The organism is Enterobacteriaceae bacterium Kacie_13, from assembly GCA_013457415.1.
Taxonomy (GTDB): domain Bacteria; phylum Pseudomonadota; class Gammaproteobacteria; order Enterobacterales; family Enterobacteriaceae; genus Rahnella.
The window spans coordinates 50793-73233 of record CP045666.1; the positions used below are offsets into that span (position 1 = coordinate 50793).

A 22441-nucleotide genomic window follows, 5' to 3' on the forward strand; every position below is an offset into this window, starting at 1 on the left:
AGGAAAAATCTCCACATATTGATTTCCTAACGACTGAGGATCCTTTTTTTAACATCTTGGATCTTCACTCTTTTTACAGGAAATCACTCCACATATGACGTGGACGATCATTTACGACGTTCTCGGTTATTCAGCAACGTGGCAAGATACAATTCACTCCAGACAACAGAAAATCACTCCACATAAGCATCCGGAATGTTGATTAATCATACGAAATCGGTTTGTGACCGGCATCTCACTTATTAGGAACCGTCAAAGGAGCCCTGCCCCGGAAGATCAACAGGAAAAATCTCCACATATCTATCACCGAGGGATCAGATAATCTTTCCACATATAGCGCACGACGATCGCGTGATCAGAAAATCTCTCCACATTGTTATTTGGAGGGATCACAGAAAATGTCTCCACGTATAGTCTGCCAGGGGATCAGGAAATCTTTCCACCTGTGGGTAAGAAATCATTTATCCGATCACACTTTCGAGCATCATTTTCGTTACGAGATCAGGTAATGTTTCCACATATAAGAATGTGACACCGTCACCTATTTCAGTAACTAATTGATTTAACTTTATTATGTGACTTATTCTCTTCTCTTTGTCACGTAAGTTGATCAGATAATTCTTCCACATAAGAGGAATCAGGGATCAGATAATCTCTCCACATATGCTCTTTTAGTGTGAAAAAAGTGAAGCTGGTTTGCCAGATCTAGTGGGTTCACGATCCAAAAGTGACAGTCAGGGCATCAAGTGACGCTGTCACAGGAAATTCTTCCACATATGGAAAAACACAGGTGATCAGGAAATCCCTCCACTTTGGAGAAATAGTGCTTTCTGGCGGTAAGTTAGCGGTTAAATGGCTAGAATGGGCGCAGGTCTATCGGATCTGGCAGGATATCCACAGGAAATGTCTCCACGTCGATAATATTCTGATCGCTAAAGAGTTTATCCACAGGAAAAAGCTCTACATTGATCATGAAAAGGATCCACATCCAACAGGAATGATCTCCACCCCAGACAGGAAAACCCTCCACAAAACAGCGTGTAACGTATTAATAAATAAGGTGAAAATTAGCCCTTAAAGAGAAAGATCTAAACTTAAAAAAGAAACAAAACATTATTTGATTTTGGGATCTTCTTTAAGTCTTGCAGGATGTTCTGGAAAATATTGAAGAGCAAATTAATTCTTATCTGGCAGGGGGTTAGTGCGGTATTTGCCAGAAACGGGCCTGGTTTGACCCGTTCCGGCGCAAGATCAGTGACTCACGAGCGTTCGTTATTGATAAGCCAGCCCTGGATCAACTCCGTCAATACGTCTTTCATCTCGCGATCCTGCAGGAAGCAGCTGGTTTTGAAGCGGCGATGCAATTCTTCGTCAATGTTGGTTTGCAATTTTTTCACGGAAGCAGGTGGCTTCGCTACAGCGTCCAGTGCTGTAGTCAGTTGTCTGTGCTGCCCAAGTTTCATTTTCATTTCAACAGCTCCGTAATTTCTTTTGTCATGATTTCAATCTCGCCCTTCGCATTACCATCCGTTGTATCGAAAACAGTGCCGCCATCCATCATTGTACGTATGTAAACCTGGCGCTGAGTCGTGCCGGTACGAAGTGCAGGAACGCCGGTATCAGCTATCGAGGCTTTGAGTACTTCCAGCATCTTAGCGGAAGCCACTTTTTTCGTGATGAGAAAACGCGCAATGACCGGTTGTAGGTTTTCACGTGCTTCGACGACGGCAAGAATAGCACCACAGGCCGCAAAATCTAAAGGTGACGGTGTCACTGGGATCAATACCAAATCACTGACCATAACAGCGGCAGATGAAATTGCTGAAATTGCCGCTGCTCCATCAATCACCACGTAATCATATTCTTTCAATTGCTTACGTACGGTATAGACTTCTTTTTCTGAGGCAGCTTCAGCCAGATCGAACTGACATTTGCTATCATCGTACCAGTTACTGATACTTCCTTGTGGGTCGGTATCGACCATCACGACCTTGTGACCTTGTCTTGCAAGACAGGTAGCAATGTTAATGGACGTCGTGGTCTTCCCTACCCCGCCCTTCCCGTTGAGGAAGGAAATAATTTTCGCTGCCATAACACCCTCTTGATGAAGCGTTCGGTGAATTACTTGCATCCCAAAATTCTAAGATTTTAGGATTCAAAAAGCTTGTAATCATAGGATTATGAGATTTAAAAATCCATGAATCATAGGATTGAGTTGCTACTATAAGGTTTGCATCCGAGGATTTCAATATTTAAGGATTACTGAATTACAAAATCCCAGGATTATGAGATTCTATAACCAACATCACAGTCTAAGTGCAAGGTCTGAAGTAAAGGGTTTGAATGTATATTCCTAGATCTCAGAATTCTAAGATTCTAAGATTATGAAATCTTCTACATATTGCCCAGGATGGTCGAGAGTGTGCAATTTCCCATCTCACAAGAAGCGTGTAATCAAACCGGTCGGAATTTTAGCAATCACTGAATTATGGGATTCTATGATTTTTGAATCTCAGGGGGCTGTGATTTCAATGGATTAGTAGTGTCTAACCAAATACACAGGAATAAACAATTGGGTATACAAGCCTGAAAGCTCCTGTAAAATCTCACCATCTCACCATCTCACCATCTCACCATCTCACCATCTCACCATCTCACCATCTCACCATCTCATGATTTTCATGCGATATTGATTTCATAATCTCATCATTATTATTCGATTACAGTGTCACGTGATTTCGAGATTCTGCAATCCTGGAATCACTTTATCACTCCATCCTGAGCTACCGGGATGTAATGATTATAGGATTATTTTGTGAGTGTAGTGAGAATCTACAAGATTATAGAAGGTTAAGATTCAAAGATTCTGTGAGTGCAGGATTTAAAACAACTTTGAAAATTATCTCAGGATAGTAGTATCATTGGAAGGTTATGATTTCAGGATTCTGTGATACTACACCAGTCAACAAGGCTTTTACCATATCGTTCACGCAGCATAACGTTAAGAATCCTGAGATTCCGTGATTAACATAAAATCTAATAATCCTGAGATTATGCACAAGCAAATGATTACAAGATTTCATAATCATAATAGTTTAATCAGTGAGTTAAGATGATAATAAAGTGCGAGGATTCTAAGATTCTAGCATTGACTGACATCCTGGAATCCCGGGATTTAATTATATAATCCAATAATCTCAGGATTAAATTTCAATAATCATAGGATTCTAGTATCTTGAGATTAGCATCTTGGGATTCTACCTGTGCAAGGTTTAAGTAATCCTTAAATCTTGTAAGGACGAGATTTGGTTGCTGGAAGTCTTAGTCTGTAAACATAATCCTGAGATTATGGGGTCACATTGGTTTCTGGGATTATGAGATTAGGTAATTGTGGGATTTCAAGATGGCAGGATTGGGGGATTCATCTAAGATAGAATTACAGAATTACAGAATTACAGAATTACAGAATTACAGAATTACAGAATTACAGAATTACAGAATTACAGAATTACAGAATTACAGAATTACAGAATTCTGAGATGTTGAGATGTTGAGATGTTGAGATGTTGAGATGTTGAGATTATAAGACGCACTGTGATAACGCTCCAAAGATTTCTTATGCGTCACGATTCTACGCCATTGTACTTTGGGGTTTCAGCCTTCGCTTAAGCGAATCAACGATATGTCTAAAAGCCTTTTCTATATCTTCCTCCGCCACACATCCGTAGCCGAGCAGTAATCCCCGTCGGGTAGCAGGGCGCAGGTAATACGCGGATAGAGGGCGTGTCAGCACATTTTTTTGTTCAAGCTCCGCGCTTAAAGCAACATCGTCAATTGAATCAGGCAAAGAAAGAATCAGATGTAGTCCGGCGTTGCTGTTCTCGCACATAAATTCAAGACCGAGTTCCTGCTCAATTTTTCGCGTCAGCACACCGCGGCGCTTGCCGTAAATCAAGCGCATGCGGCGGATATGCGCGGCGTAGTGCCCTTCGCGGATAAACTCCGCCAGCGTCAGCTGTGTCAACCCGTTCCCGCCCCGATACAACTCGGAGTGAGCTATTTTCAGCCTCGACGCCAGCGAATGCGGCAAAACGACGTAACTGATACGCATTGCGGGATAAAGTGTTTTGCTAAACGTCCCGATGTAAATGACCGGTGCGTCGCTGGTCAACCCCTGAAGCGCGGGGATAGGGCTGCCGGAATAGCGGAACTCACTGTCGTAATCGTCTTCCACCACCCAACTACCTTGTTGCGCTGCCAGCGCGAGGATTTTTTGTCTCCGGGCCAGACCCATAACGGACCCCAATGGGTAGTGATGTGACGGTGTCACGCATATCAGTTTTGGTGCCTGATTTTCGGGCTGATTTTCAGGCGGATCCATACCGTTATCGTCTACGACGATAGGATGAATTTCTACCCCATTCACTGACAACACGTTGCGGATCCCCCAATAGCTAGGTTCTTCAATCCAAGCGACATCCCCCGGGTCACAAAGCATTTTCGCCAACAAATCCAGCGCCTGATGAGTACCGGCGGTGATGAGAATTTGGTCGGGTGTGCAATCGACTGAACGCGCTACGCGCAGATATTCCGCCAATGCCTGTTGCAGCTGCGGGCAGCCACCGTGGCGGGAGTAAGTAAGGAATTCAGGATGCAGGCGGCGGCTCAGGCGGTTTTGCAGCTTGCGCCAGATATCATGCGGAAACTGGGTGACATCCGGGACGCCGGGCATAAATGCCCCCCACTGGTGCGAAGCCACACCGGTTCGGGTCAGCAATTGCGAACCGCGTTTGGAAAGCGTGACGTGACTTCGAACCGGTGCACACTTCGTCAGCGTCTTATCGGCTATCACGCCGTCTTTAGGTAAATCAGAGGGGACAAAGGTACCGCTTCCCCTTCGGGTCTGGATATATCCCTCGGCCTGCAGTTGATCATAGGCCGCAAGTACCGTATTCCGCGAAATATCCAGTTCTTTGGCGAGATCGCGCGAAGCGGGCAGGCGGCTGCCGGGTCTGATGCTGCCATCGAAGATAGCTTGTTGTAATACCTGATAAACCCTTTTGTTTAGGGTACCAGGTGTGGCGTCAGTAATACTGGTCAGCCGCTGCAAAATGAGGTCAGAAAGAAGTGATCGCAAAAGTGGATCCTCGAAATAAACAGAACTGGTTCTGGATTATAGAGCCGCTGGCAGGATAAAAAACAAGGGTGGATAACAACTTTCATACTTTATTGACCCTGTACCCTACAAAACATTAGCCGTCAGGCAGGAGCAAAGATGAGTCACAGCGAACTGGAAAAACGTCGTAAAGAAGCGACACCTCGCGGTGTTGGCGTCATGTGCGATTTCTACGCAGCGAAGGCCGAAAATGCCACGTTGTGGGACGAAGAGGGTAAAGAGTACATCGATTTTACGGCGGGAATTGCAGTGCTGAATACCGGGCATCGTCATCCCAAAATTGTCGATGCTGTCCGCAAACAACTCGATCAGTTTACGCATACAGCCTATCAGATTGTGCCTTATGCTAGTTTTGTCACTCTGGCGGAGCGCATCAACGCGATTTCTCCGGTAGCAGGAAAAGCCAAAACGACCTTTTTCTCAACAGGCGCGGAAGCGGTAGAAAACGCGGTGAAAATTGCCCGTGCTGCTACCGGTCGTCCCGGCATCATTACTTTCTCCGGCGCATTCCACGGCCGCACTTTACTGACCATGGCGTTGACCGGCAAAGTCGTGCCTTACAAAGTGGGTTTCGGGCCGTTCCCGTCATCCGTTTTCCATGCGCAGTTCCCTAATGCCCGGCACGGCGTCAGCACGGAAATGGCGCTCGACAGCATTGAGCGAATTTTCCGCAGTGATATCAGCCCGTCTCAGGTCGCCGCCATTGTCTTCGAACCGGTACAGGGGGAGGGCGGTTTCAATATCGCACCGGAAGATTTCGTCAAAGGACTGCGTGAAATCTGTGATCGTCACGGCATCGTGTTAATCGCCGACGAGGTCCAGAGCGGCTTTGCGCGCACCGGCAAAATGTTTGCGATGGAATATTACGGCGATGCGAAACCGGATCTCGTCACTATGGCGAAAAGCCTGGGCGGCGGACTGCCTATTTCAGGCGTGACCGGCCGCGCTGAATTAATGGATGCACCAGAACCGGGTGGTCTCGGCGGCACATATGCCGGTAACCCGCTGGCCGTGGCCTCGGCGTTGGCGGTGCTGGATATTATTGAAGACGAAAAACTGTGTGACCGCGCCAACAGTCTGGGTGCAGAACTCGTTGAAGTGCTGGAAACGGCCAAAGGGAACTGCGCAGCGCTGGTGGACGTCCGCGCGCGCGGTTCTATGGTAGCCGCTGAATTTAACGACCCGGCTACCGGAAAGCCTTCGCCTGAGCTGACCAAACAGTATCTGCGCAAGGCGCTGGATGCTGGTTTGCTAATGCTGAGCTGTGGCGTACACGGTAACGTAATTCGTTTTCTGTATCCGCTGACGATCCCTGATGCTCAGTTTCAGGATGCACTGGCGATTTTATCTCGCGTTCTTGCTGACTGAGGGATCTCATGCAACTGAAACATCAAACACTGCTGCGCCAGCAATGCCTGATCAACGGCGAATGGGTGGACAGCGAAAATGGTGACCGTGAAGATGTTATAAATCCGGCGACGGGGAATGTTCTCGGCAGCGTTCCGCAAATAACCATGGCACAAACGGCGCAGGCTATTGTGTATGCAGAAAAGGCACAGGTGGGCTGGCGGGAGAAAACCGCTAAACAACGTGCCGCAGTGATGCAAAAATGGGCGCAACTGATGGTCGAACACGCTGACGATCTGGCGGCATTGTTGACAGCAGAACAGGGAAAGCCGCTGGCGGAAGCGCGGGGTGAAATCGTTTATGCCGCCTCATTTATAGAATGGTTTGCACAAGAGGCTAAACGCGTTGAAGGTAGCGTGCTGGCACCGGTGCAGGCGACACAGCGCATGCTGGTGCTGAAACAACCGATTGGCGTATGCGCGGCGATCACTCCGTGGAACTTTCCTGCAGCGATGATCACCCGTAAGGCTGCGCCAGCACTGGCGGCGGGCTGCTCGATGATTGTCAAACCGGCTGAACAGACGCCGCTCAGCGCATTAGCCTTAGGGCAACTGGCCATTGAAGCCGGTATTCCTGCGGGGGTCTTGCAGGTGATCACGGGGTCAGCCAGTGACGTCGGCAAAGTACTCTGTGACAGCCCGGTGGTTCGCAAACTCAGCTTTACCGGTTCGACCGAAGTTGGACGTATCCTGATGGCGCAAAGTGCGCCAACGGTGAAAAAACTCTCGCTGGAACTCGGTGGAAATGCGCCGTTTATTGTCTTCGATGATGCCAATCTGGAACGCGCGGTGGCGGGAGTGATGGCATCGAAATTTCGCAACAGCGGGCAAACCTGCGTCTGCGCCAACCGCATTTATGTCCAGCAAGGCATCTATCCGGCTCTGGTGTCCAGACTGGTGGAAGAAGTAGAAAAGCTCAATGTTGGCGATGGTATGAAACCGGGTGTGACGCAGGGGCCACTTATTGATGATGCAGCGATTGCGAAAGTGCGCGAACACATTGCGGATGCGCTGTCTCGCGGCGCAACGCTGTTGACCGGCGGGGAACCTCACGCGCTGGGTGGAACTTTCTTCCAGCCAACCGTGGTGGGGAATGTCACTTCCGCGATGAAATTCGCCCGAGAAGAAACCTTCGGGCCGGTCGCACCTCTCTTTATCTTCACTGATGAAGCAGAGGTTGTGGCGATGGCCAACGACACTGAGTTCGGATTGGCTGCGTACATTTTTACGCGTGATGCCGCACGCCAGTGGCGGGTGCCGGAAGCGCTGGAGTATGGCATGGTGGGTATTAATACCGGGTTGATTTCCAATGAAGTTGCACCGTTCGGAGGCATTAAACAGTCCGGGCTGGGGCGTGAGGGATCTCGTCACGGTATGGACGAATATCTGGAAATGAAATATCTGTGCATTGATCTGGCGGAATAAACCCTTCTCAGTAAGCAGACTTTATACGGATAATGTGCAGGGATGCACGCAAGCAATACTGAGGTGGGCTGTAAATAGATACTTAAAAAATGTGTGATATCAATAAAAAGTAAAATATAAAATAATAACCCCCATCAAATTGAATTATATTTTCCTATGTTGAGATTCTCAACTGAATATTTTCATATGATAATGACTATTCCATTTTTTATTTACACATGTTTTTTAGTGAGTTGGCTAATAAATAAATCGTGGGGTTAGAATGTTTATTAAAAAGTAAGATAAAAATGTCTATTCAGGAGCTACAAAAATTTTCGCTGTCGTCAGTATGAGTTACAAACTCAGGGTGGGTTTTGTTGTGGGCTCAGTATCGCTCTAATGGTACATCTGATTGAATATGCTGAAGGTTCCTCTCTCCCACTAAGTCCGCTTCAGGCGTTTAATTATGTACAGGAGTATATGGGAGCAGTACGTGTATCGGGGAATATTTTAGAAAATACCACTACGCCAGGATTTCAGATCTTTCGCCAAAGAATCTTCCATCTTCAATCCCAATATACCCGCAGCATTCTTCCTCAGAAGCCATTTGTAAGAGGATGCGGTGTGGTATTGCTGGCTTTATCGGTGGGGGAGACTCGTAGCCGTTTTGATAATTGTGCCTTCCGAAAACGCAACTATTATCCGATGAATCACATGGGAATAGCATTCTACGGCACAGGAGATGAAATATTTATTTTCGATCCCAATACAGGAGGAATGATTATCCGCTGGAACGAGGATTGCTTCACTCCTACGGCGATTCATGCCGTTGATTGTGCATTGCTGAGAATGTACAAAATGTACGACCGTATGCAAGGCGCCCGTACCGCGAACGTTGTGCTTACCGAGACAATTTCTGAAGATTCCATGCCGTATGGAGATAGTTTTTAACTCCGCTCCTAATCCTTCCAGCTCCAGCGCCTGTTCTTTCGCCAGCTGTAAAATCGCATCCCGCACCGGCGTTACGCTTGCGAAAACGCAGGCGATCATCAGGTTTTAGACGGCCAGTGATCAGGGCTTCCCGCAACGTGGCATACACGCTGCTGCCCAGATAGGCGTGGTTAATTGAGCTGATATGATAATTCAAAAGTTCACCGTAGCAGTAGAGTACGCGCACCCAGATTAATGAGGAAACCGTCAGATGTGATTAAACAACATGATGCATAAAATGTGATGTGGAGGCGGCCTTCAGCTACCCAACGCCGTAGTTAGCCAATGCCGGGCGCTGCCGATATCAAAAGCCCGCCGTCCGTATCCTTCATTCAGCAAATCATCCGGGAGAAATTCATCGTATTTTTCAATGTGTTTTTCAGCAACCTGCCGGGCCAGTTCCGCCTCTGAAGGGAGCCCCGCTTTCAGCGCGTCACTCAGCGAGTGTCTGACTTCATTCACGGTTGTATTCTCCACTTCTATCACACCGGCAAATGCTCCGGCTTTAAATCCGCGCTGCAACAGTAAGGCATGCAGGGTATTCACAGTTTTATCGCCCAGCCACGGAATAATACACACCTGATCGCCTTGCTGAACAAAGCGTGCAGAGACAAGATTACCGGCCTGAAAACACTGGCGGCCTTCGCTAAATAACCCTCTGGCCGTGGAATTGGCGAAATCCATTTTTTGGCTGCCTGAAGGAATTCGGTAATCGCCTTCACAATAGATTTTGAACATTTCCTGTCTGACTCTGTCGTGTACGGACATGCCTTCACCACCAAAAATCGGCGGCTGCCCACCCTGCGTTGCGGTGACATGAATGACTTTGGCCTCACTGCTGATTTCAGTCACTTTCCATCGGCGTCCGGCAAAAACAATGTGTTGATCGGGCATCATTGGAGAACTCATCGGGATCGTCCCAAGTGTTCTGTTACCTGTCACAACACGGAACTCTTCCGGCGTGTTGAACACGGCGTAAAACGTGTAGTGATTTACCCGCCGTTCGCCTTCAACCCCCAGAACCAGTTCTCCGCTGGAGAGTTGCGTCAGGAACTGCATGGCACCCATGTGCCTGAGCAGCATTTTGAAGCGATCGCCAGTGACATGATTAAACGGGCCGGTCTGGCAGAGTTGAGCAAAGAGCTGTTCAGCCCGGACGCCGCCCCACTGCGCGGTGATCGCCAGTATCTGATGAAACAGCGTCGAATAATGCGGCTGACGCGTATCTGCGGGTTCAAACCATTGATTGGCGATCAGCAGGCGCAGCATCGCCAGTGCCTGAACCAGCTGTAGCCGCAGTTGATCGATCAGCCCGGATTTGGCCGTCAGCTCACTTTCTGTTATCAGCATTCTTAATATCGGGGAAGAGTCGCGCCGGCCCGAACGTCCCATCCGCTGACGCAGGCTGGAGACCGAATGCGGCACCGTGACCTGAATCACTGATTTCACCTTGCCGATATCAATACCCAGTTCCAGGGTCATGGTACAGACGGCGGTTGTGGGTAAATCCCCTTTTTGCAGGCGCTGTTCAAGCGTTTCACGCAACTCTTTTGAAAGCGAACCGTGATGAGGAAAAAACTCATTAGGAACGATATGCGCCTTGCTCAGGTCGCTCAAAGAGGCGGCGAGGCGTTCGGTACGGTTGCGGCTGTTGGCAAAAATCAGATGGGAATCACCACGACATAGCCGGAAAAGATCCTGACAGACCTGTTCTTCGGCGGCAGACGTCTGACCCGCTTTACCCGGTGGCGATGCCTGATAGCCTCGTACCTGCACCTGGAGCTGCGAATGACTGAGACTGTCCGTCACAATCTCACACGGGAAGGCGTTTCCCGTCCTTAATGACAGCGGAACGGTCTCGAGTTCACCCAGCGTGGCGCTTAATGCCACTCTCGGTATCGGCTGGTTAAGCCTGCCCAGCAGATGTTCCAGCCTGTTGAGCAGGGACAACAGCTGCATACCCCGCACCGAGCCGATAAACGCGTGAAATTCATCAATCGCGATGTAAGACAGATTGGAAAACGCCTGTTCCGCCCAGCCCGGCGAACGGATCATCATCGCTTCCAGCGATTCCGGGGTGATCAGCAAAATGCCGGAGGGTTTTTTTTTGGCTTTTATCTTTTTACTTTGTGCGACATCGCCGTGCCAGGGCGTGATCGCCATATCCAGCGCTTCCCCCAGACTTTCCAGCCGCCGATACTGATCGTTGATTAACGCCTTCAAAGGACTAATGTACAAAATCCCGAAGCTGTTTTGCACATCGGCAATGGCAGAGCAGGCGGGTAGAAAGAATGCTTCGGTTTTGCCCGCTGCGGTAGAGGCACTGATCAGCACATCGCGGTTGCCTGCTAAAATTGCCGGAATGGCCTTTTTCTGGATATCGCGCAGGTCACTCCAGCCCTGTCTGAAAACCCATTTTTGCACCCGTGGATCTAAGCGCTGATATTCGCGATTCATAATCTGAAGTCTGCCAGCTCGTCGTCATCTTCGGCATCAACAATGATGTCCATATCGCTCGGCTTATCTTCTGCGATATCGACGGTAGCGATCAGCTGTGACCAAAAAAGGTTCGGGTTTTGTTCCAGCACGGCGAGCATATCCAGAAATGCTTTAATGGTGTTTCGCGGCGTGCGGAAATACGCATCGCCCACGGTATGGCTGCAATGATGTAAAAACGCCGTCAGCGCTTCATCCGGCACCAGATATTGCGCTTCATCACCCGCGGCATAAACGTGCCGGAGATTTCTTAACAGGATGTACAACTCCTCCGGCGTCAGGCTCGCCAGATGCAGGGCTGGGGAGGAGTAATCGATCACACCCGCGCGCTGGGCAAACGTATTTTCGGCCAGCCGTGACTGCAACGCTTCGTAGCTGTACAAACCTTTACGCGGATCGAAAAGGAATTCCGGTGTGCCGCTGAGTAAAAAGCCGATGTGCTCAGCCGTGCCTTGCAGGCAGTCATTCAGAATGCGCAGGATCTGCTCGTAGTTTGAGGTGCGGGCCTGCGAGTTGCTCAGCTTGTAGAGATTCACCATCTCATCCAGATTCACCAGCAATCCGGCATAGCCTGCCTGGCGGACAAACAGGCTCATCAGTTTCAATGCATCGTAAAACGACGTATCAGAAATGATCGTACGCACGCCCAGATCGTTTCTGGCGTCGGTTTTGGTGGTGTATTCGCCTCTCAGCCAGCGGATGGCGTTCGATTTTAAGATCTCATTATCCTGCTCGTGGCCGGTCCAGTAGCATTCAATCACTTTGGCAAAATCGTACCCGCCAACCATGTCGGACAGCGCCGCAAGTTTCTGATGTATTACAGAAGGAACGTCTGCCCCCGCGGCGTCGGCCTCTTTTCTGGCTTCCGTAATAAAACGTTCGACGACGCTTAACAGCCCGTTGCCATCCGGCTTATTGCGAGTGGACAGGTTTTTCATCAACTCAGAATAGAGATTTCGCGCCTGTCCGCCCGAGGCATGAATGCGACGGTCGGGCGATAAATCGGCGTTCGCGGTCACCAGCTTTTTCTCTAACGCGATGGCGCGCACCACGCTGAGAAAGAACGTTTTTCCTGAACCGTATTCGCCAATGATAAGACGAAATGCGGCGCCGCCGTCGGCGATACGCTCGATGTCCTGATACAACGCTTTCAGTTCATGAATGCGACCTACCTGAATGTGCTGAATACCAATTTTTGGCGTGACGCCTGATTTCAGCGATTGAATAATGGCGTCTTTCTCTTTAAGGCGAATACGAATACCTGACATTATTTATCCTTCGAGTTCCTGAACAATTTCCATGTCGACGTAGATTTCCACGTCGTCATCCAGCACTGGCGCATCAACCCGTTCGTAAGACCAGTCGTTGATGGTTTCAATCGCGCCGCTGAGCATCAGGCCCAGCCGGTCACACAGTTGAGTGACATCATCACGCGCCCAGGTTTCTTGCTTTTGCAGATGCTGATAGAGCTGATGATGTGCTTCATCGAGCTGCGGTATCGCAGGTTTGATGTCGACGGCGTCTTTCTCTTCCTGCTCTCCGGTCTCGTTATCGATGAAGATCGTACTGAGTAAATTGCGCGCATCTTTGGTTTCTGATTCGTGCCGGGCAAGCAGGTTTTCGTCAAGCGAAAAACCTTTTCCCGGCGTGTCTGCTGAAGGTGAAGCGGGGACTTTTTTCACTGCAACGGAAAAACGATGGATATTGCTGGTGACCGTGCTGCTCTCCAGTCCCAGATACGCGTAGATTTTTTCCAGCTGCTTAATTTCCACAGGTGCAATTCTGCCATCGGCACAGGCAACGCTGACGATGACCTCCGCGATGTCCAATTTTTCCTGCGTACTCAGTTGCTCGAGGCGGGTTTTCAGCCCGGCAGAACTGGTGGGTGAATCCAGTCGCCATACGAGATAAGCCCGTAAAGAACGCTTTTCTGCGGCAGACAGCGACCGGTTATTCACGATAATCCGCAGCAACAGTTCGCGTTCGCAGGTATCCACACCGGCATCGATTTGTGCCATCTGTGCGCCGAGTTGCAAAGCGAGCACTACGGCCGCAAATCCCGCTGAGGGCACTAATGCTTCCCGTGAGGGAACGGGGAATAACACGATGTGGCCGTCCGGCTCAGGTTTTGCATGATGGTAGCGGGTATCTGGCGCGATGCCATAGCCTGCTTTATGAACAAATCCCAGAATGAGATCAGATTCTTTTTTATTGATTTTGGCTGGCGCGGGGAGTCCCAGACAGGTCCAGAACTCCTCCAGAGCGGCTAATCCCTCCTGGTTTTCGATGCATTCATCCGCCCAGATTTTAAAATGCGTGATCATCTCTGTTGCGCTGTCGGAAAGGATTTCGTCGGGAAGCAATATCACCGCAGCAACATCACTAGCCGAAGTATTTTTCTTACCGAGATATCGGCTGTAACCTTCCAGAGCATCGGTTGAGTCTTCAGCGATGTTCATTAGTTTTTGCACCGGTGTTTTTAACATGCTTGGGTCCGGCAAATCAGGCTGATCAAGCCGCGCTTCTATGATGGTGCTGCTGGCGGGTGAATATTCAAGCTTCAGACGCGTTTTATTGGGTTTAACGAGCAGACCCGCACCCAACTTTTCAACGTAACGTTGTTTAAATAACGCGGCAAATTCGGCTTCGCATCGGCGGGCGGGAGTACGCAATGTATAAAGGGGATAATACCTGATCCAGGCCAGCGCCATTTCTGCGGATACCGGTGATCCTTTATTCACTGTATTTGCCAGCTGATAGCGGAAGAACAGCGATTCATTCGTTAAAGGCAAACCCGACTCCGGCGCGAGTGACACAGTCTCTGGCCTGATAACCAGCATGACGTCAATTAAGCGGGCGGAATAGTTTCTGAAAGAATAGTTTTCCCAAAACACATCTCCCAGCCGGCGAACTTCTTCAAATATTGCTTTGAACTCATCATCATTCACCAGACCTTGTTTGCCATCGATAAGGATCCGACGTTCGAGCCCGTAGAAATAAATAAAAACGTAGCCAATAGGGCAGGATGAGTCGGTGCGATCAGTGGCCAGCCAGTTAAGATAAGCGCCGCGGCACGCGGGCGACAGGGCAGAGAATCTTGGCCAATAGCCGAGGGATTCATCCTGATAGTTTCTGGATGCAGGGGTGATGGGCAGGAGGTCGTTAAGCAATGACGCGTCATTACTGTCGTCGTCATAATAACCAAATGAAGATGCGTGTTTTAACTCACCGCCGTAATAGAAATTCCCGCCAGTAATAACGTTATTTTGAACCACGCAGATTTCTCCCGGTTTAATCCACCGGGCATTTTTTGTGCGCTTAACGGATTCCACTTTCTGTGACGGGCTTTCTATTGCCTGATAGGGGATAAGCCGCCAGTTATCAGGCGTCAACACGTGGTCATCTTTCTGTGGCGGACTTTCGATTGCCTGATAGGGGATGAGTCGCCAGTCTCCCAGAGTAAACGTGGTGAGTTCATCATCGTCATCCGTACGGGAAATATCAGAGTCAGTTTTATTCACTGTTTTGCCTTTCTCCACCAGAGCAGCACTATCGGAAAAGCGATTTATATCGGTCAGGCTTTGGGCTGGGATCCTCCAGTCAGCCGATTTTCTCTTATTGATAAATAGAAAGAAAATAACAATCACAACGGGAATTAACAGCCAAAATCCCATGCCAGAACCCTCAGTACGGGGATGTAAAGCCCACCAGCCGCAACAATAAGACCGCCAGAGTCCGTTGAATTAAGTGTTGAGGTTGAGAGAGCGAAAAGACGCTAATGCGGATAAAACCATATCAGAAATAGGGATTTATGTGATTACACGTCTTACCTACACAAAACTTAAGCCATGCTTGAATTTACCCACGCCTTACTTTCTCTCTAAATAGCCGGGCGTAGCAGACGTTAGCGCAGCAATCAGTTGCTGTTTAGCCGGTTGCACCAAACTTTGCTGCGCCAGCAGGGCGTATTTCGGCCAGATTAGTGGCAGCAAGGACTCCGTCACGTCCAGACCAAAGCAGCGATACAGCGGCGTGCCGTACTGCTGTTGATCAAGCCGTGGGTTTAATCAGGAGATGGCGGGTAAAGTACAGGACGCAGTCTGATTATACCTACAGAAGATCTATTCAGTGAAATAAACTGCATTATATCTATCCGTCCCGTAGATAATTTAGCAACTGAGTTAATCGAATCAGGATATCCGACTAAAGGATTTCATATTAAAGGGAAGAGCGCTTCCTGGGGGCCTCAGGCCGGATTTATCTGTGAGGAACAACGCTTTAGTAAGCTGGAGGATGCATCAGTTGAATGTATAGACAAATTCAACCAACAGGTAAAACAGTGTATAAAGGAAAAACACGCTGTTTCTTCGGAGTTGACGATAAACAACAAACGACTGAATACATTATTAGAACAGGGGGTTATTGATTACCTTTCTTTTGAAAACACTTATGGAGTACGTAGTTTTAAGGCTAAAGGACCCAGCGGGAAATATTATTTTTTTGAAGCCAGGAAATTATTACGCTCTGATGAGGAAGCTTACCTTATATCACATGATAATAAACCAATTCGCGTCTTAGCACCTTTAAAATGGCTCCCTGATAATTTTATAAACTGCGGAACGAGCAATGTTAATCTGACGGGTAATTTCTATTTGCCCACTCATTTTTTAGACTTAGGAAGAACCGCTCCATTAGGCTGTTGACGCTCCCTGTAGTTACCGCGTCGCCTCATACTCTGCTTCTTACGACGGGCGCGCGGGTTTCGAATTTATTCACCTGCTACGCAAGGGACAGCCTGAGTAGCCGCATACACGGGGACGGTCTGTCCCCGGCATTTAGCAATGTTTGTTGGTTTTTTTGACCTGAGCCTGTCAGGTATTCTTATTTATATATGGTGCAATTTCAATCATCTCACTTGAAACGCTAACTTTGCCTTCCTCCAGGGTTAACGTTTTAATTTCATAAACTAAATAGCCATCAAACGGGATAACATCATCAACATCTGTATCATCAGTATTTCTTTTTACTCTCGGATTATCTATTACTTGATCATCTAATGATGAATCAGAAAATCTTATCTCATATCCATCACTCAAACCGGTACGTTTTACTGGTGCTAATGTACCAGGACGTTTCTCCTCACGACATGCAACAAACACCAATTTTTTATAATTTTGATATTCCCCTGGTTGTCCCATTTGGCTCACAATATCTTTCAGGCTTTTATCATTTCCTGCTATTGTAGTATTCCTCCATCGTGATATAGCGATTGTCATCGATACGATAAACGACCTGCGGCGAACTGTCGGGCGGAGTGGTGGCGCAGCCGTTCAGGCCAGTCAGAGAAAATATGACCGCGCCTGTCAGCAATGTCAGCTTGTTCATTTTCTATCCTTGAAGTTGTTATTCGTCATCCAGTCACGAGAATCCCTGTTAAGAGTGGGGCTAATTATTATGATTTGTCAGGGCGAAGGAAGGGTTAAGCCGGTGAGTTGGCCTGAAATACTATGAGCTTGAAAGAGGGAAAAGGCGCTTCCCTGCGCCTGTGGTGCGTTAGATTCCGGCCTCTTGCGGGGCAGGGACATCCTGAAGATTCTTTTTAAAATACTTTTCGATTTTTTCCCGCGTTTTGCCCTGAGTTTCTGGGGCGAAAATGATGGCAAATATCCCGCCGCCGACGCCGATAGCAGCGAAGGTGAAGAAGGACATCGTGAGCCCGAAGGTTTCCAGCAGCATCGGGAACACACCTAAAGTGGTAATAAAGGCAATCACTTTTACCAGCGGTTCCGTGGACAGCGAGGCTTTCGCCCCTTCATTCCGACCGCCGCTGTTTATTTTCTCAGTCACAGATGCAGGTCACGTCATAATAATTTAACGCAAAATCAGGATTTTGACAGATAACAGGTGAAATAAAGAGAAACGGACAACTGTTGGCAGGTTTTTACGGGGAAGGGCGTAACCTTTTTATGACTTTATATTCATGGTATTTATTATTCAGGTTAAATAAATATTTTCCTTATATATTACCTGTGCCGAAAAGATTAAAAGATAAATATATTTACCCAAAAGTAAGTAATAACCAGCATTGACTTGATTTCCCACAAAGAAGAATTTGGGTTAAGCGTGGGATAATTTATTTTTTTCTGAGCCAATGTTATGAAAAATATAGATAAAAGTGACATCATTTCACACGTCACCCGGCGTGATTTTGTCAAAGTAAGTAGTTTGGTGGCTGCGCTTCCACTGGTTGGATTTAAATTCGCGCATGCGGCAGAGAAATCTGCCCTTACTCCTTTAGGTGTATCTCAGCTTCCAGTTAATGTCATCCCGACTTGCAGCACTTTCGACTGCGGCGGGAAATGCGATATCCGTGCGCATGTGCAGGATGGCGCGGTCATTCAGATTACGACCCGGCCAGATGCCGAGCTTGACCCGCAAATGCCGGTGATGCGTGCCTGTGTCCGTGGCCGCAGTTACCGCAAATTTGTCTACCATCCGGATCGTCTAAAGTATCCGATGAAACGCGTGGGTAAACGCGGCGAGGGTAAATTCGTCCGGATCAGCTGGGATGAAGCCACGACGCTTATCGCCGAAAATCTCCAACGCATTACCCAAAAATATGGCCCGTCATCGCGTTATGTGCATGTGGGAACGGCCGTCAGCGGCGGTACATTTTCCGGCGATACCATGGCCCGCCGGTTGCTGAATCTGACCGGTGGTCATCTCGGCTATTATCATTCCGTGAGTATGGGCAACACGGCCGCCGCGACGCCTTACACTTACGGCACGGCTGCGAGCGGTAACTCGCTGGATACGCTGGTCGACACGTCACTGGTGATCCTGTGGGGCCATAATCCGACAGAAACTATTTTTGGTCACACCAATCACTATTTTCAGCAGATGAAGCAAAACGGTACCCGCTTCATTGTGGTTGATCCGCGCTATTCCGACACTGCGTCGTCTCTGGCTGATGAATGGATCCCGTTGCGTCCATCAACCGATAATGCGCTGATGGATGCGATGATGTACGTCATCATCACCGAAAATCTGCATGATAAAACCTTTATCGAACGTTATACGCTTGGGTTTGACGAAAATTCTATGCCCGAAGGGGTGCCCGCTAATGAATCGCTGGTAGCGTATCTGACTGGCGCGAAAGATGGCGTCAGAAAAACACCAGAGTGGGCGGAAGTCATTACTCATGTTCCTGCGCAAACCATCAGGCAACTGGCGCGTGATTACGCAACGACCAAACCGGCGGCACTGATTCAGGGCTGGGGACCGCAACGACATAACTGTGGCGAACGCACCGCACGCGGTTCAACGCTGCTGGCGACCATTACCGGCAATGTGGGTATTAAAGGCGGCTGGGCGGGCGGCTACGGCGGTATCGGTAACCGTAAATTCACCACGGGACCGGAGATGCCGGATAATCCGGTGAAACAAAAAATCTCAGTAATGAACTGGGTGCAGGCCGCGGATGATGCGAGTCAGGTGACGCCGCAGGTCGGACTGACCGGCGGGGAGAAACTCGACAGCAATATCCGTATCCTTTTCTCGCTGGCGGGAAATTATCTGGCGAATCAGAATCCAGATATCCACCAGGCAACCAAAGTGCTGGAAGATGAATCCAAAATTGAATTCATTGTTGCTAGTGATCTTTACCTCACTCCAAGCGCGAAATATGTCGATCTGCTGCTGCCTGAAACCAGCTTTATGGAACGCTGGAATATCGGCGAAACCTGGGGCACCGGCAATTACCTGATGCTATCTGAAAAACTGATCGAGCCGCCATTTGAAAGCCGGTCTGATTACGACTGGCTGCGCGAAGTAGCAGCCAAGCTGGGTGTCGAAAAAGAATTCAGCCAGGGACGTACCGAGAAAGAATGGATTGCCCACATCTGGGAAAATACCCGTCAGGCAATGCCAGATGAAAAACTGCCGACCTTTGAGGAACTACAGGTGACGCGCCGTCATCTGTTTAAAAGCGAACCCTATATTGCGTATGAAGCCAATATCCGCGATCCCAAAAATCATCCTTTCCTGACGCCTTCAGGGAAAATCGAGATTTTCTCCCGCCGTCTATATGACATGCACAACCCGGAAATTCCGGCGCTCTCACATTACGTGCCTGCTCATGAAGGGCCTGAAGATGCACTCGCAAAAAAATTCCCGTTGCAGCTGATTACGTGGAAAGGCAAAAACCGCGCGAACTCTACGCAGTATGCCAACCCGTGGTTGCAGGAAGTTCAGATACAAAAATTATGGATCAACCCGGCTGATGCACAGCAACGCGGCATTGCGCAGGGCGACAGCGTGCGTATTCACAATGATCGCGGAGTAACGCAAATTCCCGCGGAAGTGACGCAGCGAATTATGCCCGGCGTGGTGGCCATGCAGGCTGGTGCCTGGTGGCAGCCTGATGCCAATGGTGTCGATCATGGCGGTTGCGCCAACGTACTCAGTTCGGCGCGTATCACCGCGCTGGCAAAAGGGAATTCCCATCAAACTATGCTTGTGGAGGTTGTTAAAGCATGAGCCAGTTTATTGATTACCCATCGGTCAGCGACCGTCAGCTCGGCTTCTTTATTGACTCTTCACGTTGCTCCGGCTGCAAAGCCTGTCAGGTCGCCTGTAAGGATAAAAACAACCTTGAAGTCGGGCGTCGTTTCCGACGGATTTATGAAATCAAAGGTGGCGGTTTTATCCCGACAGGGCAGGGTGGCATGACCAACAACGTATATGCCTATACTTTATCGCTTTCCTGCAACCACTGTAAGGATCCGGTCTGCACCAAAAACTGCCCGACCACAGCGATGCATAAACGTCCCGGTGACGGCATTGTGCGGGTCAACACTGATAAATGCGTGGGTTGTGGATACTGTGCCTGGTCGTGCCCTTACGGTGCCCCGCAGCTTAATGCGAAAACCGGCCAGATGTCGAAATGCGATTTCTGTGTTGACTTGCAGGCAGCCGGTGAGCAACCCGTGTGCGTCGCGACTTGTCCGTTGGGTGCGATCAAGTTTGGTCCGATCGATGAATTACGGGCGAAATACGGCAGTCTCTGTGACGTTCAGGGGCTGCCAGATTCTGCGCTGACTCACCCTAACCTTGTCATTAAACCGCACCAGGGTGCAGAAAAAGGGAGTCAATAATCATGCAGGAATGGCCACTGATTATCTTCACATTGCTTATCCAGCTCTCCGTAGGCAGCACAATTTTCACGACTTTTACGCTGATTTATGGCGCTGATAACCTGAACACGCAGGAAAAATGGCGGGTGGCGATACCGGCCATGTTGCTGGCTTTTGTTGCCGGGGCGCTGGGGCTGATGACCTCGACAGCACATCTGGGGTATCCGCTAAATGCATTTCATGCGCTGAGCCATATCGGCAGTTCCTGGCTTAGCCGGGAAATTGTCTTCGCCAGTCTCTATCTGGGAATGCTGGGGCTGGCTACGCTGATTGCGTTGGTGTCGAAACGTGTTGTCACCGCGCTTATGCTGATCGCTTCACTGCTGGGTGTGATTGATCTGTTTTGTATGAGCGCAATTTACGTGCATTCGTCAGTCGCAACCTGGATGCACTTCAATACTTACGTGATGTTTTATGCAACGGCACTCAGCCTTGGCGCGATTGTCGCCGTTTGGCGGATTTCGCGATGCCCATGGCTGCCGTGGCAACAGGCACGGCGTTTAGCCGTTGTCTGCGGTGGCATCCTGATTGCTGCCACGCTGGTGCGCCTGCTGGAACAACCGTTGTATCTGACTTATCTGCACAACGTAAGCACAGATGCGGTGACTTTCCCTCATCAGCCACTGATTGCTTTTGCGCAGTCAGGCACCACCCGCTTAATCGCGTGGATAATTCTGACGGTCGGCACTGCTGTGACGACCTGTAGCCTGCAAACTCATCGTATCGGGCGGGGTTTGCTGGTAACAGGTGGCATTCTGGTGGTGCTGGCCGAAATTATGCTGCGTTTTAGCTTCTTTACCATTAACTGATGAAGGTATTTTCGACTGAAACCCGTCCGCGCTATACCGGCGCCGGACGGGTATGCGTGCGCAATACGGTGAAACACAGCCGGTGCAGGGCCTGCGCAGAAATCTGTCCGACCGGCGCTTTCACGTTAACCGCAGAAGGGAAGATGGAGATAAACCCGCACGCCTGTATCGGCTGCGGGTATTGTCTTTTTAACTGCCCGGTCGATGCCGTTGAGGGCATTGCGCCTGCGCAAAGGCATTATCGCGATAACCGGCTGGTGTCGCCGTTCAGTCCGGTTGCGCCATGTACGGAAGAATTACTGATGTGGCACAGTGAGTACGGTATTCGTCTGGTTGAAATGGAACCCGATACCGCTTCTGTTTGGTTTCAGGCTGTCGCGGCGCTGAACGTCCGATTGAGACAGATGTGTGAACCCCTGTGGAATATTGTTCCGCCTTCCCCACAAACGCTAAACGGTTCGCGCCGTCACTGGCTGCATCTTAAAAATGCAGGGAATTTTACCGGGTGCGTGACACCGGGACGTCGCATCAGACGATCCCTGCTGACACAGTTTAGCGAATACAGTCCTGATCTCGACCTAAGCCGCTGCACGCTCTGCGGTGCCTGTGCAAGAAGTTGCCCTGAAGAGGCTATCCGCTTGGATGATCTCTCCATGACGTTGGACCCGGTTAAATGCACCGGCTGTGGTAACTGCGAGGCGGTGTGCTTCGACCGCGCTTTATCCGTGCGTGAAAACCGGGAAAGTACAATCAGCATTTTCCCGGTTGAACAAACCCGTTGCGGGGTATGTCGCCGAATCTATATCGCCTGGACAGAGGAGGAAAACGCGTGTCCGGTTTGCCGCCGTCATCCTTATGGAATGCGCGAAGCCTGAGATGAAAATCCCGACGAAACTGAGTTACACTTCTGGCTCAATTTTTAGTCTTTCCGCCCAAAAGTAGTCTGTTTTCGCTGCAGAGAAGTCT

Annotated in this window: 15 protein-coding genes and 2 pseudogenes; 7 read left to right on the forward strand and 10 right to left on the reverse strand. The window is 49.3% G+C overall.

Features of this window, described 5'->3' with window-relative positions; translation table 11 throughout:
• Positions 1–1259 precede the first annotated feature (1259 nt).
• The 3 genes from GE278_21635 to GE278_21645 form a co-directional block, all read right to left on the reverse strand.
• Positions 1260–1469: a chromosome partitioning protein ParB gene (locus tag GE278_21635; GenBank protein ID QLK63405.1), complete on the reverse strand. Its 210-nt coding sequence runs from the start codon at positions 1467–1469 to the stop codon at positions 1260–1262.
• Positions 1466–2092 carry an AAA family ATPase gene (locus GE278_21640; protein QLK63406.1) on the reverse strand — a complete coding sequence of 209 codons (627 nt, stop codon included), beginning with the start codon at positions 2090–2092 and terminating at the stop codon, positions 1466–1468. Before GE278_21640 ends, GE278_21635 begins: the two co-directional genes overlap by 4 nt.
• Before the next feature lie 1539 nt (positions 2093–3631).
• Positions 3632–5137: an aminotransferase class I/II-fold pyridoxal phosphate-dependent enzyme gene (locus GE278_21645; GenBank protein ID QLK63407.1), complete on the reverse strand. Its 1506-nt coding sequence runs from the start codon at positions 5135–5137 to the stop codon at positions 3632–3634.
• Positions 5138–5275: 138 nt separating this feature from the next.
• Here GE278_21645 and GE278_21650 point away from each other — a divergent pair, with 138 nt between their 5' ends.
• Both GE278_21650 and GE278_21655 read left to right on the forward strand, forming a co-directional pair.
• Positions 5276–6544 (forward strand): 4-aminobutyrate--2-oxoglutarate transaminase, encoded by a 1269-nt coding sequence (locus GE278_21650; protein QLK63408.1) that lies wholly within the window; start codon positions 5276–5278, stop codon positions 6542–6544.
• An 8-nt stretch (positions 6545–6552) separates the two neighbouring features.
• Entirely contained in the window at positions 6553–8007 is a 1455-nt protein-coding gene (locus GE278_21655) for a succinate-semialdehyde dehydrogenase (protein QLK63409.1), read from the forward strand.
• A 948-nt stretch (positions 8008–8955) separates the two neighbouring features.
• Here the strand turns inward: GE278_21655 and GE278_21660 are convergent.
• From GE278_21660 to GE278_21680, 5 genes and pseudogenes are all read right to left on the reverse strand, one after another.
• Positions 8956–9133, reverse strand: a pseudogene (locus GE278_21660) (GntR family transcriptional regulator).
• Between the two features lie 101 nt (positions 9134–9234).
• Complete coding sequence (locus tag GE278_21665; protein QLK63410.1) at positions 9235–11433, reverse strand: DEAD/DEAH box helicase; 2199 nt, start codon at positions 11431–11433, stop codon at positions 9235–9237.
• Entirely contained in the window at positions 11430–12740 is a 1311-nt protein-coding gene (locus GE278_21670) for an ATP-binding protein (GenBank protein ID QLK63411.1), read from the reverse strand. Before GE278_21670 ends, GE278_21665 begins: the two co-directional genes overlap by 4 nt.
• Positions 12741–12743: 3 nt before the next feature.
• On the reverse strand, positions 12744–15146 hold the full coding sequence (locus GE278_21675; GenBank protein ID QLK63412.1) for an ATPase: 2403 nt from the start codon (positions 15144–15146) through the stop codon (positions 12744–12746).
• A gap of 195 nt (positions 15147–15341) precedes the next feature.
• Positions 15342–15500 (reverse strand): hypothetical protein, encoded by a 159-nt coding sequence (locus GE278_21680; GenBank protein QLK63413.1) that lies wholly within the window; start codon positions 15498–15500, stop codon positions 15342–15344.
• Between the two features lie 72 nt (positions 15501–15572).
• On the opposite strand from GE278_21680, the gene GE278_21685 reads away from it, so the two are divergent.
• Positions 15573–16175, forward strand: a complete 603-nt coding sequence (locus tag GE278_21685; GenBank protein ID QLK63728.1) for a hypothetical protein — start codon at positions 15573–15575, stop codon at positions 16173–16175.
• 168 nt (positions 16176–16343) lie between these two features.
• Here the strand turns inward: GE278_21685 and GE278_21690 are convergent, their stop codons facing one another.
• Both GE278_21690 and GE278_21695 read right to left on the reverse strand, forming a co-directional pair.
• Entirely contained in the window at positions 16344–16679 is a 336-nt protein-coding gene (locus GE278_21690) for a hypothetical protein (GenBank protein ID QLK63414.1), read from the reverse strand.
• 346 nt (positions 16680–17025) lie between these two features.
• Positions 17026–17217 (reverse strand): annotated as a pseudogene (locus GE278_21695) (MFS transporter).
• 411 nt (positions 17218–17628) lie between these two features.
• Here GE278_21695 and GE278_21700 point away from each other — a divergent pair.
• The 4 genes from GE278_21700 to GE278_21715 are packed head-to-tail and all read left to right on the forward strand — an operon-like array spanning position 17629 to position 22350.
• Positions 17629–20010, forward strand: a complete 2382-nt coding sequence (locus GE278_21700) for a molybdopterin-dependent oxidoreductase (GenBank protein QLK63415.1) — start codon at positions 17629–17631, stop codon at positions 20008–20010.
• On the forward strand, positions 20007–20627 hold the full coding sequence (gene dmsB, locus GE278_21705; protein QLK63416.1) for a dimethylsulfoxide reductase subunit B: 621 nt from the start codon (positions 20007–20009) through the stop codon (positions 20625–20627). The genes GE278_21700 and dmsB overlap by 4 nt, the downstream gene beginning before the upstream one ends.
• A gap of 2 nt (positions 20628–20629) precedes the next feature.
• On the forward strand, positions 20630–21475 hold the full coding sequence (locus GE278_21710) for a DMSO reductase (GenBank protein QLK63417.1): 846 nt from the start codon (positions 20630–20632) through the stop codon (positions 21473–21475).
• Positions 21475–22350 (forward strand): 4Fe-4S dicluster domain-containing protein, encoded by an 876-nt coding sequence (locus GE278_21715; GenBank protein QLK63418.1) that lies wholly within the window; start codon positions 21475–21477, stop codon positions 22348–22350. The genes GE278_21710 and GE278_21715 overlap by 1 nt, the downstream gene beginning before the upstream one ends.
• The last annotated feature ends 91 nt before the right edge of the window (positions 22351–22441 follow it).

Excerpts from the sequence above, each read along its gene's own strand:
- GE278_21635 (QLK63405.1), bottom strand. The coding sequence starts at position 1,469 with ATGAAAATGAAACTTGGGCAGCACAGACAACTGACTACAGCACTGGAC.
- GE278_21640 (QLK63406.1), bottom strand. The coding sequence starts at position 2,092 with ATGGCAGCGAAAATTATTTCCTTCCTCAACGGGAAGGGCGGGGTAGGG.
- GE278_21650 (QLK63408.1), top strand. The coding sequence starts at position 5,276 with ATGAGTCACAGCGAACTGGAAAAACGTCGTAAAGAAGCGACACCTCGC.
- GE278_21655 (QLK63409.1), top strand. The coding sequence starts at position 6,553 with ATGCAACTGAAACATCAAACACTGCTGCGCCAGCAATGCCTGATCAAC.
- GE278_21665 (QLK63410.1), bottom strand. The coding sequence starts at position 11,433 with ATGAATCGCGAATATCAGCGCTTAGATCCACGGGTGCAAAAATGGGTT.
- GE278_21670 (QLK63411.1), bottom strand. The coding sequence starts at position 12,740 with ATGTCAGGTATTCGTATTCGCCTTAAAGAGAAAGACGCCATTATTCAA.
- GE278_21675 (QLK63412.1), bottom strand. The coding sequence starts at position 15,146 with ATGGGATTTTGGCTGTTAATTCCCGTTGTGATTGTTATTTTCTTTCTA.
- GE278_21700 (QLK63415.1), top strand. The coding sequence starts at position 17,629 with ATGAAAAATATAGATAAAAGTGACATCATTTCACACGTCACCCGGCGT.
- dmsB (QLK63416.1), top strand. The coding sequence starts at position 20,007 with ATGAGCCAGTTTATTGATTACCCATCGGTCAGCGACCGTCAGCTCGGC.
- GE278_21710 (QLK63417.1), top strand. The coding sequence starts at position 20,630 with ATGCAGGAATGGCCACTGATTATCTTCACATTGCTTATCCAGCTCTCC.
- GE278_21715 (QLK63418.1), top strand. The coding sequence starts at position 21,475 with ATGAAGGTATTTTCGACTGAAACCCGTCCGCGCTATACCGGCGCCGGA.